The sequence below is a fragment of the Clostridium subterminale genome (assembly GCF_039521425.1).
Lineage (GTDB): Bacteria > Bacillota > Clostridia > Clostridiales > Clostridiaceae > Clostridium_J > Clostridium_J subterminale.
On sequence record NZ_BAAACI010000005.1, the window covers coordinates 153,181 to 172,693 of the forward strand.

The following is a 19,513-nucleotide window of genomic DNA, read 5'->3' on the forward strand; positions in this document are numbered from 1 at the left end:
AGTTAATCCTCCTAATGAATATCGTCTATTCTTCTATATAATTCTTTTGGGGTTTTTATATAACATTTATAAGGAAGAGAATGTTCTTTACTATAATTATCAGAAATTCTAAGTAAATTAGAAGACCTAAGGTTCTCAAAGGAACCTTGAAGATTTAGCATGCCATAGCCCCATTCAGGATTTGGATATATGTCTCCAGTTCTTTTATTAGTACCTCTTGTGAGATAAGAAATAATAGTAGGACCATACATGTTAATATCATTTCCAAGGACAATTCCCCACTGTAACATAAGTAACGTAGCACTACAGAGTACAGCTCCAGCCACAGAACCGCCAGAAAGTACAGTATTTTCATTATTTAATCCTGTGGTTAATGCTTCAATACCACCAGTAGTTAGATTAGGTTTAATTCTATTATCGGCAGTAAATCCTCGGCCAGATTCTACAGATATAGTATTATTGTTTTGATCATAGAAGGATGTAGTAATTGCATTTCTAGCATTTGCAGGAGCTTGCAATGTTGTATATGGGTTAGGATTTATAACTCTAGTGGTTGGCTGTATAATAGGTCTTTGTGGTAGCCACATATGATAAACACCATTAACTATATAATCTCCCTTAAGCCTTAATTGCCAAAGTCCATTCTTAGGATTTTGGACAGTTATATATACAGATTCATTACCAGTTGCAAATTCAGAACTGATAAACGAAATATTTATTATACTATTTTCAAGTATGAGATTAGCCTGCTCAAATTCTCCATACGGTGGCCTAGATTGAATAAGTTCTACAATTTCACCACTAGGAGAAATTATAGCTATAGATATTTTATCAGGTTTTTGTATCCATAGCATAAGAACTAAATTATCTTCATTTTCACCAACAATAAACTCTATAACTTGTAAAGTATTACTTTTTAAAAATCTGCCTAATATATGTGTTAAGCTAGCACCTTGATTTCCTGTATTAGTTACAAAGATAAGACCTCGTCTAGAAGAAAAACGATCAATGTCTATCTCTATGGAAGAAAGGCCTTCATGTCCTCCCCAGTTTGTTCCGGCGGATAATAAGACACTCATAGGGGTTCTTAGATTTAAGTGGTATGCAGCTACAAATTGTATTGCAAAATAAATATCAATGCCTTCATAAATAAGAAGATTTTTTCTGTTATTAATTCCTATTAATTTAAGATTACTTGTTTTTGCTTCTTTGAGTTTTATAATTAGAAATTTACACTTTGGAGCTCCGCCGATTACTCCATTTAAACCCTTTGCGCCAACTAACCCAGCCATACCTGTACCATGACCGACCTCATCTCGTGAAGGGACTATATCATAGGGATTTCCACCTTCCAAAGAGGTGTGTATAGCTCTATTAATTTCTTCACGACTATAAATAGTGCCAAAAATGGGGGCATTTGCATTGTTAGATGGAGGACTTTGAATGGTTTGATCCCATATAGCCACTATTCTTGTAGTGCCATCATCATTTTGAAATTGAGGGTTTAAGTAGTCTATACCTGTATCTATAATTGTAGCTATGGTGCTTTCTCCTGTAAGATTTAAAAAACTTTCTCCATGAAATAGAGTTATGTTAGCAGCATCTACCGGTTCGATAGCTGATAAAGTGTAAGGAAAGCTAACATCTATATTTAATATATTTCTGAATTTATGGAGAAAATCATCATACTTATCAGCACGCACGGAGACTATATATGTTGAAGGTGATATATTATAAGTACAGACATAATCTATGTCTTTAAGCTTTTTAGCAAGATCTTCATCATACTGAATAAAAAGACTAACATAATCTTCACTAAGATAAGCTTCTCTACAGGTGTTAATTTCTCTAGATGTATTTAAAGTATTCATTAATAAATTTACATCTCCAAAACTTACTTATCTATCTATATTATTCAATATGTCATAAAGTAGTTACAAAATAGACGAGCATTCTGACTTATTTATTTTTTGAAGATACCTTAATTGCAGTAACAAGACAAAAATATATAAAGGTGTTATAATATCAAGGTAAGTTTATAGATAAAAAAATATTAAATATATTATAAAATATACGAGGTGAAATAAATGAGTGGTGTAGCAGGAGAAGGCTGTGAGATACTAGTCCCTTTTAATGAAAGAAAGCCTTTAGAAGAAATAGAAAGAAGTTTAATAAAAAAATATAGAAAATCAGTATGGTCTAAGTTTATAAAGGCTATTAGAGAATACAACCTAGTAGAAGATGGAGATAGGATAGCTGTTGGAATATCAGGAGGTAAGGATAGTATAATAATGGCTAAATTATTTCAAGAGTTAAAGCGTCATGGACAAGTAAATTTTGAATTAGAGTTTATTGCTATGGACCCAGGGTATCATCCACAGATTAAAGAGCTTTTACTGGATAATTGTAATTACCTGAATATACCGATACATACCTTTGATTCTAAAATATTTGATATTATAGATGAGATAGCAAAGGACTATCCATGTTATATGTGTGCTAGGATGAGAAGGGGGGCATTGTATTCTGAAGCTGAAAGACTTGGATGTAATAAGCTTGCCTTAGGACATCACTTTAATGATGTTATTGAAACTACTATGTTAAATGTGCTTTATGGGGGAACTTTTAAAACTATGCTTCCAAAACTTAAAGCAACTAACTTTAAAGGATTGGAGCTTATACGCCCTCTTTATTATGTTGAAGAAAGTTATATAGAAAACTTTATACAAAGTAGTGGTATATGGCCTCTTAACTGTGCATGTATGGTAGCAGCAAAGAAGATAGGTAACAAAAGACATGAAATAAAAGATATGATAAAAGAAATGAAAAAGAATTTTAAGGATGTAGATAAGTCTATATTTAAGGCTGCTGAAAATGTAAATATGGATGCAATACTTGGATGGCAAAAGGACGGACAAAAACATTCTTTCTTAGAAGAATATGGTGGAGAATTTTTAGATTAAAAATCAAGGTATTTAATTAATCAAAGATGATATAGTGCCTAGATGTGAGATAAAAGCTATATATAAAAACCTCTTATTCTAGAATTATAATTCTAGAATAAGAGGTTTAATATTTTAACTTATAATTAGATTTCTATAAAAGTCCACCTATTGAAACAAATAGTGAAGCAAAAACTAAAGAAACAATTGTCATAAGTTTTATTAATATGTTGATTGATGGACCTGATGTATCCTTGAATGGATCTCCAACAGTATCTCCAACAACAGCAGCTTTATGAGCATCGCTACCTTTACCACCGTGAGTGCCTTCTTCAATGTATTTCTTAGCGTTATCCCATGCACCACCAGAGTTAGACATGAAGATAGCAAGCATAACTCCAGAAACAAGAGATCCTACTAGAAGTCCACCTAAAGCTTCAGTACCAAGTAAGATACCAATTACTAATGGCGCAGCTACAGCCATAACTCCAGGAAGCATCATTTCTTTTAATGCTGCAGCTGTTGAAATTTCAACACATCTTTTATAGTCAGGTTTTCCTGTACCTTCTAAAATACCAGGAATAGTTTTAAATTGATTACGAACTTCAACAATCATTTTGTTAGCTGTTTTACCAACTGATTCCATTGTAAATGCTGAGAATAAGAATGGAAGCATACCTCCAATTAATAATCCAACAATTACTTTAGGATTTAAACAATCTATAGTAGTTAATCCAACTGCTTGAGAGTAAGAAGCAAATAATGCTAATGCAGTAAGAGCTGCAGAACCAATAGCAAATCCTTTACCCATAGCAGCAGTAGTGTTACCTACAGAGTCTAATTTATCTGTAATTTTACGAACTGATGAATCAAGTCCGGACATTTCTGCAATACCACCAGCGTTATCAGCAATTGGGCCGTAAGCATCAACTGCAACAGTAATACCAGTAGTTGATAACATTCCAACGGCTGCAAGAGCTATACCGTATAATCCAGAGAAATAATAAGCAACTAATATAGCAATAGCAATTAATACTATAGGTAGAGCTGTTGATTCCATTCCAACAGCAAGTCCAGATATAATTGTAGTTGCAGAACCAGTTTCAGATTGATCAGCAATCTTCTTTACTGATCTAAAATCACTTGAAGTGTATACTTCTGTTAACTTACCAATTAATAAACCAACTATAATTCCTGAAATTATAGCAAAGAATGGTAAGAAATCTCCGAAGAATCTTTTACTAAGTACTGCAGCAGATATAACAACTAATATGCTAGCTAAGTAAGTTCCACTATTTAAAGCTTTGTGTGGATTTTGGCTTTTGCTATTATTTACAAGCACAACACCTATTATAGAACAGAAAATTCCTGCTGCAGATATTATAAGTGGGAAAATAGCTCCTTTTACTCCGAAAGCAACTACACCTAGTGTAATAGCAGATATTATAGAACCAACATATGATTCAAATAAGTCTGCACCCATACCAGCAACGTCACCAACGTTATCGCCAACGTTATCAGCAATTACTGCAGGGTTACGAGGATCATCTTCAGGTATACCAGCTTCTACCTTACCAACAAGGTCAGCTCCAACGTCAGCAGCTTTAGTGTATATTCCACCACCAACACGTCCAAAAAGAGCTAGAGTAGAAGCTCCTAAACTAAATCCAGTAAGTACTTCTACATTACTTGTAAAAAAGTAAACTACACTTACTCCTAGAAGTCCAAGACCTACAACACATAGTCCCATAACAGCTCCACCAGAGAATGCAATTGATAGTGCTTTACTCATACCAGATGTTCTAGCACCTTCAGCAGTTCTTACATTAGCTTTAGTTGCTGTATGCATACCAACATAACCTGCTAGAGTTGAGAATAACGCTCCAACTAAGAAGCAAACTGCTGTAACCCAGCTGCCTATTCCTACACCTATTAATACGAAAATAACAGCACAGAAAATGATTAATACTTTGTACTCTGCCTTTAAGAAAGCAGTAGCACCTTCACTGATAGCTGAAGCGATTTCTTTCATTCTATCTGTACCTTCACTACTTTTATTAATTTTTGATAGTAGTAAAAAGGCAGAGATTAAAGCAAGCAATCCAGCAGCTATACAAACGTAGATAAGATTGTTCATAATAAAATCCCCCTATATGTTCTTATTTAGTTTTATTAAACAATTGAAGTGAAGGGTTTAACCTATACCCCAATTGGATTTGTCCTTTGTATTAACGTTGTATATGATACAAAAATAATTATGATATATCAAGCTGAATAATTAGCCATTTTAGAGTAAAAATGGTTAATTAATATATGAATTTATGTGATTAATAATCCCTAGACAGATAAGCAGAGTTAATTAATATTTCATAATTAATATGTATTTAAATACAATTAAAATCTTATTAGTACTAATAAATGTTATCATCATAATAATTTTATGTCAAATATAAGTTAAATTTTATTTAAATATATTTGAATATATTAAAAGAAAATATAGAATTATTTTAATATACTAAATTGTGATACATTTTATATGTAGAAAGAAAGTATTAATGCCACGTTATAACTGTCAATTATGATTAATAATTATAGTTAATTTATATAAAAAGGATATCTTAAATTTTACTTAAGATATCCTTTCAATGTTGATAAATATATCATATTTATGAATTATGGGTTATTAATCTACTTTACCAACTGGAGCTACATAGACTACAAACTCATTTTCACCATCTAATGCAAGAAATTTATCTATAAGTTTTTGATCATAGGCTCCTACAGCACAAGTACCGCAATCTATAGCTTCGCAAGCGAGATAAAGGTTTTGGCATACATGACCTGCATCAAGGAGCATAACTTTATGGGCAGCATCTAGATATCTCCATTCTCCTCTATAGGGAATACAACTCCATATAAATGTTACTGCACTATCACCAACAAATGTTTGTCCACAAGCTATATCAGAAATTTGGGCTGATAAAGTAGAATCTTCTAACATTATAAGCAATTTATGACTTAAAGGAAGGTATCTGTATAAGCCTTTCTTAACACCAGTTACATGATTTATTATTAAGTATGTCTCAAAGGAATGACGAGCGCCACCAGAAGGGACAGTTCTTAAGGTTGCATAGTTATTAGCAGTAACTTTTTTTACACCTTGTGTACACCAAAGAAGGAAGGAAAGTTCCTCCAAACTTAGATTATCATCAGTAAATTTTCTATGACTTTCCCTTTGATTGATAATGTCTAGGATATTAGATCTAACTAAAATTTTATCTGTTACCTCAGGTAAGTCTATAGTTTTATCATGTTCATTATAAGGTTTTTCTAAAGGTGGCTGAGGTAATTTCTTTTGTTGATCAGATAATTCATATTCATCTTCATCATCGTTTGTTGAAAAGCTAGACTTCATAAAGTTTCGAAATTTCTCTAAATTCTCCATTTAATACAACTCCTTAAACAGTAAAGTAATGTGTTCATAAATAAACTTAGTCCAGATTTATTATTCATTCTAAGTTATTACTTAGAAAGTAATAATATAAAAATAACCTTTATCCGATGACTACCAGCTCTAATACTCTCATCGCACTCTGTGAAAGCGATTCGCACCAAATCAGAGATTTGGGCTCTCTGCTTCTCTTCAAAGTGGGAATAAAGAGCTGCTACGTCCCTGGATAACGATTTTCACTAAAGGACAACGACTTCTAAGTATCAAAAATACTGATACTTAGAAGTATGTTAGTAAAGCTTCACAGAATTTAAGAACTCTGTTTATATTATTATTTCATAATAAGCCTTAGTTTTAAATAGATAATTTGTAAAATATGTGATTTAATAGTTAATGAGGATATATGAAAAATTTTTTCTAGGGAAATATATAAATATTTATATATAAAACTAGTTAACTATTTAAATAGTTGTTCTGTTCATAAGGGTTTGAAGAAGATTAGGGGGAGAAAAGTGGAGTTAATATTAAAGGATATAGAAAAGAGTTTTGAAAATAAAATGGTCTTAAAAGGGGCATCTTTTACCTTTGAAAAAGGAAAGATATATGGACTTTTGGGAAGAAATGGTGCTGGTAAAACTACCTTATTCAATTGTATAAGTGGAGAAATAGAAAATGAAGGTGGACAAGTTACTCTACAGAATAGTACGAATGATGAGAGCAGGTTAGATTACTCTAATATAGGGTATGTTTTTGCAGACCCAGTACTACCAGAATTTTTAACTGGATATGAGTTCATTAAGTTTTACATTGATATAAACAAGAATAAAATTAAAGATTTAAAAACAATAGAAGAATATTTAGACATTATCAAAATAGCTAAAGAAGATAGTCATAGATTAATAAAAGGCTATTCTCATGGAATGAAAAATAAGATTCAAATGTTATGCTTTTTAATATCAAGACCACCAGTAATTTTATTAGATGAGCCATTGAGTTCTTTTGATGTAATTGTAGCCTTAGAGATTAAGAATTTATTAAAGGAAATAAAAAGTGACCATATAATTATATTTTCAACTCATATATTACAGCTTGCTACAGATTTATGTGATGAAATTGTAGTATTAAATAATGGTATATTAGAGCAAGTTCCAAGTGATATATTACGAAGTGGAGAGTTTGAAGAACGTATTATGGAAATCTTGAGGGAGGAAAGCAATGATTAGAATTTTCACTAGTACATATAAATTTGCTTTTGCCCAAAGAGCAAATACATTTATATATTTCATTAAGAAGATTCCTATAATAGGAAAGAAAATCCCAGAAAATCTTTATGGAAAAACAAATATTAAAATGACTCTTGGAATTATATTTGAAATATTGTCTTTTTTATTTGGATTTATTAGAAAAGCTATCTATATAGGGGTGATGGTGCTAATTCCAGCCATGTACTTTTCAAGTGATATTGGCAACACAAAGGATATTGCAGTTCAGACATTCTTTTTCTTAAGTTTTATACTTGGACCTCTTGAAGATACTGTTGTACTTTCTGATATATTAAAATCTTTTAATATGATTAGGCTAATGAGAGTTAATTCTAGAAAATATTTTATTGGGCAAATAGTATATAAGAGAATATTAGATTTCATACATTTTATTCCTATAATGATTATAGTATTTTCGCCTTTAAAAGGAATGATTTTATCCATAGAATTTATTGCAATTAGATTTATAGGAGAGTTAGTACACTTATTTATATATGATAAGCTTAAAATATTACTTCCTTCTAAGGCTATATATAATGTAATAATTATAGTTTTAGGTATGGTATTAGCTTATCTGCTTCCATTCTTGAAGATTAATATAAGTATTGGTAACTGGCTATATGATTATAGAGTTCTAGCATTATTGATAATTTTATCAGGAATATCACTTAAATATATATTTAAATATAAAAAGTTTAAGGAGATTGATAAAATTATATGTACTAAGGCTATGGCCTTTAATGGTCAAAATATAATGGCCGAGGCTACCTTTGCAGATGTAAAAATAGATGAAAAAAAGATGAAAAGTGAAGAGTTAAACTCTAATATATATGAGAGTAAAAAAGGATATGAATATTTAAATGCCATATTTTTTAGGAGACATAGGAAGTTGCTATCTAGAGCTACAAGAAATATAGTTATAGCAATTATAATTATATCTTTAGCTATCATTGGTTTTGTATTATGGAAGCCAGAAGCTGGGGAAGATGTTATAAAGGTTTTATATAAAAAAGCGCCACTATGGATATTCATAATGTACTCTATATGTACTAGTCAAAAGATTTGTAAGGCAATGTTCTATAATTGTGATGTAAGTTTACTAAGATATGGATACTATAGGGAAGGTAATGTTATAATTGCTAATTTTAGAGCAAGACTTAAGAGAATAATTATTTTTAATGTTATACCTGCATTAGCAATTTGTATGGGCATAATTGGTATTATATTATCTGTAGGTAGGTTTCCTATGATGTTTGAAATGATACCGATGTTTTTAAGTATTATATGCTTATCATGCTTCTTTTCAATCCATCACTTAGTATTATATTATGTAATTCAGCCTTATACTGCGGCGTTAAAAATTAAAAGTCCGTTATTTAGTATAATAAATTCACTTATGTATATAGGTTGTTATATATGCTTAAATCTTGATGTTACTTCATATTTATTTAGTGTAGGAATTATTATTTTCACTGTAATTTATATGATTATTGCTTTAATAGTAGTTTATAAGGTGGCACCTAAAACCTTCAAGCTTAGATAGATAACAAATAAAATACTAATTAATTAGGTGATTCGTTGACTATGAAGTGAAAAGTAAATACAATTGAGGTAGCATATAGTATATATTAATATAAATAGGAGATGTTTTTAACTATGATATATTTTGATAATGGAAGTACTTCATTTCCTAAGGCTCCTAATGTTGGTGAAGCTATGGCAGAGATGATAGAAAAGGGTGCGTTTAACATTAATCGTGGAGGATACGAGGGGGCTTATGACTTAGAAGGTATGGTTTATGATACTAGAGAACTAATTTGTGAACTATTTAAATTTCCTAAGTCTAGTAATGTTATTTTTACTCCAAGTGTTACCTACTCATTAAATTTTTTTATAAAAGGATACCTTAAGCCAGGGGATCATGTCATTGTAAGTAGTATGGAACATAATGCAGTTATGAGGCCATTAGTTCAGATGGAAAAGGTAGGGGTTGAGTTCGATATTGCAGAAGGTGATAGAGAAGGTAATATTACAGTAGAGGATTTTGAATCATTAATAAAAGAAACCACAAAGGCTATTATTACAATACATGGATCAAATGTATGCGGTACTATTATCCCAATAGAAAAAATTGGACAACTATGTAGAAGAAATAATATTGTATTTGTAGTAGATGCAGCTCAGACTGCAGGAGTTTTAGATATAGATATGGAAGAATATAACATTGATTTTTTAGCATTTACAGGACATAAGAGTCTGTTAGGGCCTCAAGGTATAGGTGGATTTATTGTAAGGGATGAGATAGCTAGTAAGATTTCACCTACCATTGTTGGAGGGACAGGCAGTATATCAGATTCTGAAGAACCTCCAACATTCTTACCAGATAGATTTGAGAGTGGTACATTAAATTTACCAGGTATCATTGGATTGTATACTGCCCTAAAATATATTAAATCTGTAGGGAAGGATAAAATTAAAGAGAAAGAACTTCGGTTAACAGAATATTTTATTGAAGGAGTTCAAAAATTAAATAACGTAGAAATTATAGGAAAAAAGACCATGGAAAATCGATTAGGAATCGTATCTATAGATTTTAAATCTATGGATAATGCCCAAGTGGCCTTTTTATTAGATAGTATTTATGGTATTTCAACTAGAGTTGGATTACATTGTGCACCACGTGCACACAAGACTCTTGGTACTTATCCTCAAGGTACAGTTAGATTTTCATTTAGTCATAGCAATACTAAAGAGGAAATTGATACGTGTATCAATGCATTGAGCAATATAGTATAGCTAAGCAAATTTATCTTGGGAAATTAATGCAGCTCCTAGAGCTCCAGCATATCGACCTCTTGGAGTTGCAACTATAGATTTCTTTAACTTAGTTCCAAGTAAATGAGTAAAATATTGATTTCCGCTTAAGCCTCCCGTAAGAATTAGAGTTTCTGATAGACCATGACGATTGCAAAGCAAGGATACTTTAGTAACTACAGAATCAATAACTCCTGCAGCAATATCAGATCTATCTCTACCTTCACCTATATAATTTATAATTTCAGATTCGGCAAAGACTGTACAAATAGAGCTAATGGGAAGGGCATTTCCATAAGTAGCTAATTTAAATAATTCTTCAATGGTTACTCCTAATCTATTTGCCATAACTTCAATAAACTTACCGGTACCTGCTGAACATTTATCATTCATAAGAAAATCTACCACAATACCCTTTTGTAGGGTGATTATTTTCGTGTCTTGTCCACCGATATCTATAATAGTACAGTCATTTTGAGCCAATTCTTTTCCACCACGGCCATGACAAGTTATCTCTGTAATAATTTTATCAGCATAGTCTACTGATATACGTCCATAGCCAGTAGCAATAACTTTTACTTCATTAGAAGACACATCTATATTTTCTTTAAGGAGTTTTTCTTTAATAAGTTGGGAAGTCTCCTTACTGTTCCATCCTGTAGGAAGTACAAATTCCAACTGAGTATCCCCAAGTACAACAACCTTAGAGGCTGTAGAACCAATATCAATTCCTATAAAATACATATTAAATTACCGCCTTTTATATAAATTAAAACAAGGAGTAAGAAATATTCCTTGCAGACTATTTCTCACCCCCAATTTAGTAAAATTTATCCCTTAAGGGATTTGATATTTTAGGAAGAGCTACAATATCAATGATATCAATATTTTCTGTTTTTATATATTCATTGACTGCATCAATAGCTTCCTTTGGTATTAACAGTGAAATACCACAACAGGAACTTGCCCTTCTAGGTGTAGGCACAATAGTAGCCTTAATTTGTGCATTTTTTAAGCTACGGTATAAATGTAATCCATTATTATGATTTGGAAATAGTACATAATATTCCATAACTGTTAGCTCTTCATGTTGGGATTTATTTGATGAATTACAAGTCATAATTAACTATTAAGAATTTCAACAAAGGCACCGATTCTAGTACGTAATTGTTGAGAATCTTGGTCATTATAATCAGTTTCGATTCCAAGCACAGGAATACCTGCTTCTTTTAGTGCTTTTTCTACTGTATATCCTTCAATATCATATAGGCTACAGAATTTTAAGTTAATGTCAATTACACCATCTGCTTTATATTCTTCTACTAAACGTTTAATATCATCGATTCTTCCATTGTTTGGTGTAAAGCATGCACAATTAATACTCATATAACGCTCAGCTAATGCCATGATCATATCATCAATGGTTGTTTTTGTTTCATCTACTAAGTTTTCAAAGTATCTAGTACCTGTACATGTTTCTTCAGCAACTACAGCAGCACCACTTGTTTCTACAATGTGATGTAATTTCCAGTTCGGAACTGCCATTGGTGTACCTGTAAATAGAATTCTCTTTGTGCCTTCTTTAAATATTCCAATTCCTTGTTTTACACGTTCATCTAATTCATCACAAAGCTTGTTTACCATCTGTGTAAAACGAATTGGATCATCATAAAATGCAATTTGAGAAATTAGTAATACGTCCTTACCACTAATTGGTGGATTAGGTTGCTTTCTTAATTCATATAGTCTAGCTAGAGCACGTCTCTTATTATTAATTAATTTAATACTTGCAGAAAGAGATTCAGCTGTTATTTTGTTACCAGTAAATTCTTCAATTTTAGACATAAGTGTTTTGATTTCTTCAGCCCAACCTTCCACGTCTTTTCTACGTTTCATTTGTGGTAAGTCCATAACATGCATAGGTACATCTTCACCTAGGATTTCCCATGCCTTTTTCTTTCCATCACAAGTGGTTTCACCAATATACATATCAGCAATTCTAAAGAATGGACAAGTTCTATCCAAACGAGCACCAACAGAAGCTTTTATTAGTGGGCAAGTACCTGATGGTAATACCTTTTCTCCACCTGGAACCCAAAACTGAGAACCGCCACAAAGACCAGTAGCAATAGCACCTGCTGCAAATATTATTTCATCAGGAACATAAACACAAAAAGTACCAAATACTTTACCACCTTTTTTTTGATGTTCAATAAGTTCTGCTGGTCTTACTCCATGAATTTCTGCAATTACAAAGTTAAAGTAATCCATTGATTCTGGACGATTTTCTTGAGTTAAATATACATCTTCAAACATAGATGGTAATACCTCGCATAGCTGGTCATGAGTTTCTAAATCCATGTTTAAGCTTTCCCACATTTTATGATAGTCTGCCATTACAAATCCCCCTTTTATACTTTGGTGTCATATTATTTTATGACATTTTAATTAAACCTAACTTTACATATAAAATATGATTGAACTAATATATTCAATCTATAACACATTATAACATTGGAAAATGGACACATACAACGAGTATCCATACTGTTACTATTGTGTTTTATGATATATAAAGTCGAAGCTATAGAAATAATAAATACATAGTAAATAAAAGGAAAAGGGTGCTGTAAATTTGGATTAAAGCTCCACAAGCTTAAGGATTATTAATATAAATTTGTAAAATTAACAAAAAACTATCTATTATTTTCTATAATTATAATATATAATATATAGGCAACTCATAAATAGAGAAGTATTTTATTATGATAAGTTCTTAGAAAACTATACAATTAATGCAAAAATAATATTACATTATAAGCAAAGAGGAAGAATCCAAAGGATTTTTCCTCTATATTTTTTCAAAAATATAAGAAGTGAGAGGTGAAAAATAATGACAATTAATAGAGAAGAGACTTTGAAGGAAGAAATGAAATTCAATAGCACCAAGGAGTGGATAGGAGAACAACTTTTAAAGACTGAAAAAAAATGTGAAGAGTATGAAACTAAAATAGCAGCTCTTAAGAAATCTGCAGGGGGTACTTTTAGTACAGAACTAATTTTAGCCCAAAACATTCAAGACTTCGCTAATAAGGATTTGCACAAATATAATGAAAGTAAAGATAATCCATACTTTGCAAGAATTGATTTCAAAGAAAAGATAAGAGATATGGAAAGCTTTTATATTGGTAAGTTTGGACTTATAGATGAAGTTAAGAACGAGGAGGTTGTCATTGATTGGAGAGCACCTCTTGCTAACTTATATTATAGTGGAACTTTTGGACCAGCATCCTATACTGCCCCCATGGGAGAAATTCAAGGAGAGCTATTATTAAAAAGAAAATTTCAAGTTAAGGATGGAAAAATAATAAATATCTTTGATGAGGGAGTAAATGAGTTAATAGTTCCAGTATCAGAAGATGGAGAAGAACTAGTAGATGAGTTTTTAAAGATAAATCTAGAAGAAAATATGAGTAAAAAGTTGAAGGATGTAGTTAATACCATTCAAAGAGAACAAAATGAAATTATTAGGGCATATAAAAATAAGCCTATAATTATTCAAGGTTCTGCGGGTTCGGGAAAGACTACTGTAGCATTACATAGATTAGCCTACCTAGTGTATACCTATGGAGATGAAATGAATAATAGGAATATACTAGTGGTTGCACCAAACCAGTTATTTTTAGACTATATATCAGATATTTTACCAAACTTAGGAGTTAGTAATGTAAAACAGTCAACCTTTGAGGAGCTTTGTGGTACAATTTTAAACACTAAACATAAAATAATAACTAAGGATAAAAAGCTTGCACATATAATGGAATGTAAAGATGAAGAAGAGATTAAATACATTACTGCATCAAGCAAGATAAAAGGTACAATGACCTATAAAACTATTATGGATAGGTTTATAAAATATTTAGAAAGAAGAAGTTCTGAAGTAGACGATATATTAGTAGATGAGTATGTTTTATTTACATCAAAGGAAATAAAAAGGCTTTATATAAAGGATTTAGGGAATTTACCTATTAACAAAAGAAAAGATGAAATAAATAGATATTTTAAAAGTAAGTTGAAAAATAGAATAGAAGAAATTAAAGAAAAGATAGAAAATATATACTTCTTTAAGATAAAAGATATAAAGGATAGAAAAGATATATCAGAAGAAGATAAGAGAAAAAAAATAATTAGAACCTATGATGAGCGAGATGAACTTATAGGAGGACTAAAAACTAAAGGTAGTAAATCGTTAAAGGAATTTTTTGTAGGTTGGAAGAAGATAAGTGTAGTAGATAGTTATATAAATTTATATAATGATGAAGAAGCTTTTTCATCTGTAACAGATAATTGCATACCTAAAAAGTTAGCTGATTATATGAAAGATGAAATAAATGAAAATATTGCTAAAAAAAATATAGACTGTGATGATTTAACGGCTTTGACATACTTGCAACTAAAACTAGAGGGTGTAGGGGAAGAGAATTATATTCATACTGTCATTGATGAAGCACAAGATTATAGCCTTATGCAGTTTAATGTATTAAAGGAAATATCAAAGAATAACTCCATGACTATAGTAGGAGATTTAGGTCAAGGAATCTATAACTATAAAGGAATTAATTCATGGGAAGGCTTAATAGAAAAGGTATTTAACGAAGATGCCACTTATATAACTTTATCTCAAAGCTATAGGTCTACAGTAGAAATAATAGAATTTGCTAACAAGGTATTAGCAAAGCAAGAGTTAAATATAAAACCAGCGCTTCCTATATTAAGACATGGAGATAAACCTAGAGTTATTTATGCTGAAGAACATGAAGAAATAAGAATTATTGATTCTTTATTAGAAGAGATATATAGTAAAAATAAAAAAACTGTAGCTATAATTTGCAAAACCTATAAGGAGTGCAAAGAACTACATAAAATACTTAAAAAACAATCAAAATATAAATGGGAAATGATAGAAGAGAGTCAAAATAAATTAGATATAAATAACGTGGTTATACCTAGCTATATGACTAAGGGATTAGAATTTGATGCAACTATTGTTTATAATTGCAATGAGAATATATATAAGGACGAGGTTCTAGATAAAAAGTTACTCTATGTAGCTTTAACAAGAGCGTTACATCTTCAATATGTAATGTATAATGGATCATTTTCTTCTTTACTTATGGATGAATAATAGGTATAAGCCTATTTGCAATAAGGAATAATAGGGTATAGTTTAGAATGAAAGTTATGGTGCTGTAATTTTAAAGATAATAGAAAAAAAGTACAAATTATGATATATTTAAGGGTGTGTAAGTCAAAATAATTAGATAATTTATTGATAATATGAATTATGTTTCGATAATGAAGGTATATGAATACTATGATATTGTTAGATTATTTGATAACAACCTAAATAAAATATAATAAGAGGAAGTGATTATTATGGGAGAAAATATAGGAAATACATCTTCAAATTTTATTAAAAGAATAGTGGTGGATGACTTACAGAGTGGCAAGCATGACAATATAATTACTCGTTTTCCGCCAGAACCAAATGGATATTTACATATAGGACATGCAAAATCTATAGTTTTAAACTTTGAGTTAGCAGATGAGTTTAATGGAAAAACTAACCTAAGATTTGACGATACAAATCCTACTAAAGAGGATACAGAATATGTTGAATCTATAAAGGATGATATAAAATGGCTTGGGTTTAACTGGGACGATTTATACTTTGCATCAGATTACTTTGAGGAAATGTATAATAGAGCAGTACTTTTAATTAAAAAAGGATTAGCCTTTGTATGTGATTTAGCTCCTGATGAAATAAGAGAATATAGAGGAAGCTTAAAGGAGCCAGGAAAAGAAAGTCCTTACAGAAATAGAACCGTTGAAGAAAATTTAGACTTATTTGATCGTATGAGAAAAGGTGAGTTTAAGGATGGAGAGAAGGTTTTAAGAGCCAAAATTGATATGAGCTCTCCTAATATAAATATGAGAGATCCTATAATCTATCGTATATCTCATACAGTTCATCACAACACAGGAGATAAATGGTGTGTATATCCAATGTATGATTTTGCACATCCAATAGAAGATGCTATTGAAGGAATAACTCACTCAATCTGTACTTTAGAATTTGAGGATCATAGACCTCTTTATGATTGGGTGGTAGAAGCTTGTGAAATGGAAAGCACTCCAAGACAAATAGAATTTGCAAGACTTAACATTACTAATACAGTGATGAGTAAAAGAAAGCTTAAGGCTTTAGTAGATGAAGGTATTGCTGATGGGTGGGATGATCCAAGAATGCCAACTATAGCTGGATTAAGAAGACGTGGTTATACTCCTGAGTCTATAAGAAACTTCTGTAGAGAAATAGGGGTAGCAAAAAATGATAGTACTGTAGATGAACAATTATTAGAACATTTTATTAGAGAAGATTTAAATGTTAAAGCCCCAAGAACTATGGGGGTTATTAGACCTTTAAAGGTGGTTATAACAAATTATCCAGAAGATGAAGTTGAAATGCTAGAGATTGAAAATAATCAAGATGACCCATCTATGGGGAAAAGAATGGTACAATTCTCTAGAGAAATATATATTGAAGAAGAAGATTTTATGGAAGAGCCGCCTAAAAAGTACTTCAGATTATTCCCAGGAAATGAAGTTAGACTTAAGGGAGCATATTTTATAAAATGTAATGATTTTATAAAAGATGAATCTGGAAAAGTTGTTGAGATTCATTGTACTTATGATAAGGAAACTAAGAGTGGAACAGGATTTACAGGTAGAAAAGTAAAGGGTACAATACATTGGGTAGATGCTAGCTCTGCTATACCAGCAGAATTTAGACTATATGAGCCTTTAATAAAGGATGAAGAAATTGATGAAAATAAAACTTTCTTAGAATGTGTTAATCCAAACTCTTTAGAAGTGTTACAAGGGTATGTTGAAGATAATATGAAGGGTGTAAAACCAGGTGAAAGCTTTCAGTTCTTTAGACATGGATATTTTAATGTAGATTCCAAATATTCTACAGAGAATAAACCTGTATTTAACAGAATAGTATCTTTAAAAAGTTCTTTTAGAATAAAATAAAAAGCTTACCTCTTAATTTGAAAAAATTAAGAGGTAATATTTTTTGGATAAACAGAGTTCTTTGCTTCAGAGGGAGTTTTTACTCCCACTGAAGCTTATTAACAGAATTCTTAGTATCAGTATTTTCAATACTTAGAACTCGTTGTCCTTTAGGGGAAATCGTTATCCAGGGACGTAGCAGCTTTTTACTCCACTTTGAAGAAGATAGGGGTATTAGAGCTGGTAGTCATCGGATAAAATATAATAATAACTTTACTCAGATATTTACTATATATGAATTATCTGTTGCATTTATGGATTAAATATAAACTTTAAGGGTATAAGGGCGTTAATAATAATATTATGGACAAGCTACAACCAGCAGGACTAAATAGTGTTACAAAGGGGCTATTGTAAAACTAATATGAAAATGTTAGAGGAGCAATTGCTCCTTTTTTGTGTGGCTCTGTTGAAAGTTACAGTAATAAAATATACAAGCTATGAGAATATTGGTGGACGTCCTATACAGCTAGGCTTAATTATAATATTCTTCTTACTATCTAAGGATGTAAGTACACATACTTGTGCTTTAGATATCCATCTAAATTTAGCAGCAGTACCTGTGATTAAAAATTAGTTGGGAGTTTAGTTTAAAAATTAAAAATAAATAAAATAATATTAACAAATTGTAATAATTTAGTTAATTAAACAATATATTTCTACTAATAAATTAAAGGAGGTAATTGTATGAAAAAGAAGTTAATAGCATCTATTTTAGCTGGAGCTATGCTTCTAGGGGTAGTAGGTTGCACACCGAAAGACCCTACATCTGGTGGGAAAACAGAGGGAAAATCATATAAAATCGGAATAATTACAGGCACGGTTTCACAAGGAGAAGAGGAATACAGAGCAGCGGAAAATATGAAGAAAAAATATGGAGATATGATAGTATTGCAAACATATCCAGATAGTTTTATGAAAGAACAAGAAACAACAATAGCGAATACACTTAGTTTAGCAGCAGATCCAGATGTAAAGGCTATAATATTTGTACAGGCAGTACCAGGAGCTTCAGCAGCTATCGATAAAGTAAGAGAAAAAAATCCAGACATGTTATTTATAGCGGGAGTACCAGGTGAAGACCCTGCAATGATAGGTGCAAAAGCAGATGTGATTTTACAAGCAGATGAGCTTGGAATGGGAAAAACTATAGTAGAACAAGCTAAGAAGCAAGGAGCTAAAACTTTAGTACACTATTCATTCCCAAGACATATGTCCTATGAAATGTTAGCAAAGAGAAGAGAGTTATTGAAAGAATCTTGTAATGATTTAGGACTAAAATTCGTTGATGCTACAGCTCCAGATCCAACAGGAGATGCAGGAGTTCCAGGAGCACAACAATTTATATTAGAAGATGTACCTAGAAAAGTTGAAGAATTTGGAAAAGAGACAGCCTTCTTCTCAACTAACTGTGCGATGCAAGAGCCACTTATAAAATCAACTTTAAGTGAAGGAGCTATTATGCCGCAACAATGTTGTCCTTCACCTTATCATGCATACCCAGGTGCTTTAGGAATAGAAATTCCAGAAGATAAAAAAGGAGACGTTGATTTTATAGTTAAAGAAATTGGAGAAAAAATTAAAGAAAAGGGTGGAGAAGGTAGATTTTCTACTTGGCCAGTACCAGTAAATATGCTATTTGTAGAAGCTGGAACAGAATATGCTATGGCTTATTTAGACGGAAAAACTAATGGAAAGAATGATAAAGAAAAGCTTTCTGAAATATTAAATAGTAAAATAGATGGAAAAATTAATATTACCCAATATAAAGATTCTGGAACAGGGAAAACTTATGATAATTACCACTTAATCTTGTCTGATTATATAGACTTCTAAAAAACTTTAATCTTCAAGAGGTTAACCCTCTTGAAGATTTTTAAAAAATAGCTATCTAAAAAGTTAAAATC

Annotated in this window: 14 protein-coding genes; 8 read left to right on the forward strand and 6 right to left on the reverse strand. The window is 31.1% G+C overall.

What is annotated here, in order from left to right:
• Positions 1-11 precede the first annotated feature (11 nt).
• Positions 12-1,871 (reverse strand): S8 family peptidase, encoded by a 1,860-nt coding sequence (locus ABDZ93_RS08270; protein ID WP_343825415.1) that lies wholly within the window; start codon positions 1,869-1,871, stop codon positions 12-14.
• A gap of 216 nt (positions 1,872-2,087) precedes the next feature.
• Between ABDZ93_RS08270 and ABDZ93_RS08275 the strand changes: the two genes are divergently transcribed.
• A complete protein-coding gene (locus ABDZ93_RS08275; RefSeq protein WP_343825417.1) occupies positions 2,088-2,963 on the forward strand; it encodes a tRNA 2-thiocytidine biosynthesis TtcA family protein in 876 nt (291 codons plus the stop codon).
• 133 nt (positions 2,964-3,096) lie between these two features.
• Here the strand turns inward: ABDZ93_RS08275 and ABDZ93_RS08280 are convergent, their stop codons facing one another.
• Positions 3,097-5,079 (reverse strand): sodium-translocating pyrophosphatase, encoded by a 1,983-nt coding sequence (locus ABDZ93_RS08280; protein ID WP_343825419.1) that lies wholly within the window; start codon positions 5,077-5,079, stop codon positions 3,097-3,099.
• 546 nt (positions 5,080-5,625) lie between these two features.
• Entirely contained in the window at positions 5,626-6,387 is a 762-nt protein-coding gene (locus ABDZ93_RS08285) for a SagB/ThcOx family dehydrogenase (protein ID WP_343825420.1), read from the reverse strand.
• Between the two features lie 518 nt (positions 6,388-6,905).
• On the opposite strand from ABDZ93_RS08285, the gene ABDZ93_RS08290 reads away from it, so the two are divergent.
• From ABDZ93_RS08290 to ABDZ93_RS08300, 3 genes are all read left to right on the forward strand, one after another.
• Positions 6,906-7,616 carry an ABC transporter ATP-binding protein gene (locus ABDZ93_RS08290; RefSeq protein ID WP_343825422.1) on the forward strand — a complete coding sequence of 237 codons (711 nt, stop codon included), beginning with the start codon at positions 6,906-6,908 and terminating at the stop codon, positions 7,614-7,616.
• A complete protein-coding gene (locus tag ABDZ93_RS08295; RefSeq protein ID WP_343825424.1) occupies positions 7,609-9,198 on the forward strand; it encodes a hypothetical protein in 1,590 nt (529 codons plus the stop codon). The genes ABDZ93_RS08290 and ABDZ93_RS08295 overlap by 8 nt, the downstream gene beginning before the upstream one ends.
• 113 nt (positions 9,199-9,311) lie before the next feature.
• Positions 9,312-10,451, forward strand: a complete 1,140-nt coding sequence (locus ABDZ93_RS08300; RefSeq protein ID WP_343825426.1) for an aminotransferase class V-fold PLP-dependent enzyme — start codon at positions 9,312-9,314, stop codon at positions 10,449-10,451.
• Here the strand turns inward: ABDZ93_RS08300 and ABDZ93_RS08305 are convergent, their stop codons facing one another.
• The 3 genes from ABDZ93_RS08305 to ABDZ93_RS08315 form a co-directional block, all read right to left on the reverse strand.
• The gene (locus tag ABDZ93_RS08305) at positions 10,452-11,213 is read right to left on the reverse strand and encodes an acyl-CoA dehydratase activase (protein WP_343825428.1); all 762 of its coding nucleotides are present in this window, start codon (positions 11,211-11,213) and stop codon (positions 10,452-10,454) included.
• Positions 11,214-11,289: 76 nt separating this feature from the next.
• Entirely contained in the window at positions 11,290-11,589 is a 300-nt protein-coding gene (locus tag ABDZ93_RS08310) for a putative Se/S carrier protein (RefSeq protein ID WP_343825429.1), read from the reverse strand.
• 2 nt (positions 11,590-11,591) lie between these two features.
• A complete protein-coding gene (locus tag ABDZ93_RS08315; protein WP_343825431.1) occupies positions 11,592-12,866 on the reverse strand; it encodes a double-cubane-cluster-containing anaerobic reductase in 1,275 nt (424 codons plus the stop codon).
• Positions 12,867-13,362: 496 nt separating this feature from the next.
• Here ABDZ93_RS08315 and helD point away from each other — a divergent pair, with 496 nt between their 5' ends.
• The 4 genes from helD to ABDZ93_RS08335 all read left to right on the forward strand — a co-directional run bounded on the left by helD (position 13,363) and on the right by ABDZ93_RS08335 (position 19,442).
• A complete protein-coding gene (helD, locus tag ABDZ93_RS08320) occupies positions 13,363-15,654 on the forward strand; it encodes an RNA polymerase recycling motor HelD (protein ID WP_343825433.1) in 2,292 nt (763 codons plus the stop codon).
• Between the two features lie 251 nt (positions 15,655-15,905).
• Entirely contained in the window at positions 15,906-17,567 is a 1,662-nt protein-coding gene (locus ABDZ93_RS08325) for a glutamine--tRNA ligase/YqeY domain fusion protein (protein WP_343825435.1), read from the forward strand.
• A gap of 439 nt (positions 17,568-18,006) precedes the next feature.
• The gene (locus ABDZ93_RS08330) at positions 18,007-18,183 is read left to right on the forward strand and encodes a hypothetical protein (protein WP_343825437.1); all 177 of its coding nucleotides are present in this window, start codon (positions 18,007-18,009) and stop codon (positions 18,181-18,183) included.
• Positions 18,184-18,293: 110 nt separating this feature from the next.
• Positions 18,294-19,442: a DUF3798 domain-containing protein gene (locus ABDZ93_RS08335; RefSeq protein WP_343825439.1), complete on the forward strand. Its 1,149-nt coding sequence runs from the start codon at positions 18,294-18,296 to the stop codon at positions 19,440-19,442.
• Positions 19,443-19,513 lie beyond the last annotated feature (71 nt).

Excerpts from the sequence above, each read along its gene's own strand:
- ABDZ93_RS08270 (WP_343825415.1), bottom strand. The coding sequence starts at position 1,871 with ATGAATACTTTAAATACATCTAGAGAAATTAACACCTGTAGAGAAGCT.
- ABDZ93_RS08275 (WP_343825417.1), top strand. The coding sequence starts at position 2,088 with ATGAGTGGTGTAGCAGGAGAAGGCTGTGAGATACTAGTCCCTTTTAAT.
- ABDZ93_RS08280 (WP_343825419.1), bottom strand. The coding sequence starts at position 5,079 with ATGAACAATCTTATCTACGTTTGTATAGCTGCTGGATTGCTTGCTTTA.
- ABDZ93_RS08285 (WP_343825420.1), bottom strand. The coding sequence starts at position 6,387 with ATGGAGAATTTAGAGAAATTTCGAAACTTTATGAAGTCTAGCTTTTCA.
- ABDZ93_RS08295 (WP_343825424.1), top strand. The coding sequence starts at position 7,609 with ATGATTAGAATTTTCACTAGTACATATAAATTTGCTTTTGCCCAAAGA.
- ABDZ93_RS08300 (WP_343825426.1), top strand. The coding sequence starts at position 9,312 with ATGATATATTTTGATAATGGAAGTACTTCATTTCCTAAGGCTCCTAAT.
- ABDZ93_RS08305 (WP_343825428.1), bottom strand. The coding sequence starts at position 11,213 with ATGTATTTTATAGGAATTGATATTGGTTCTACAGCCTCTAAGGTTGTT.
- ABDZ93_RS08310 (WP_343825429.1), bottom strand. The coding sequence starts at position 11,589 with ATGACTTGTAATTCATCAAATAAATCCCAACATGAAGAGCTAACAGTT.
- ABDZ93_RS08315 (WP_343825431.1), bottom strand. The coding sequence starts at position 12,866 with ATGGCAGACTATCATAAAATGTGGGAAAGCTTAAACATGGATTTAGAA.
- helD (WP_343825433.1), top strand. The coding sequence starts at position 13,363 with ATGACAATTAATAGAGAAGAGACTTTGAAGGAAGAAATGAAATTCAAT.
- ABDZ93_RS08325 (WP_343825435.1), top strand. The coding sequence starts at position 15,906 with ATGGGAGAAAATATAGGAAATACATCTTCAAATTTTATTAAAAGAATA.
- ABDZ93_RS08335 (WP_343825439.1), top strand. The coding sequence starts at position 18,294 with ATGAAAAAGAAGTTAATAGCATCTATTTTAGCTGGAGCTATGCTTCTA.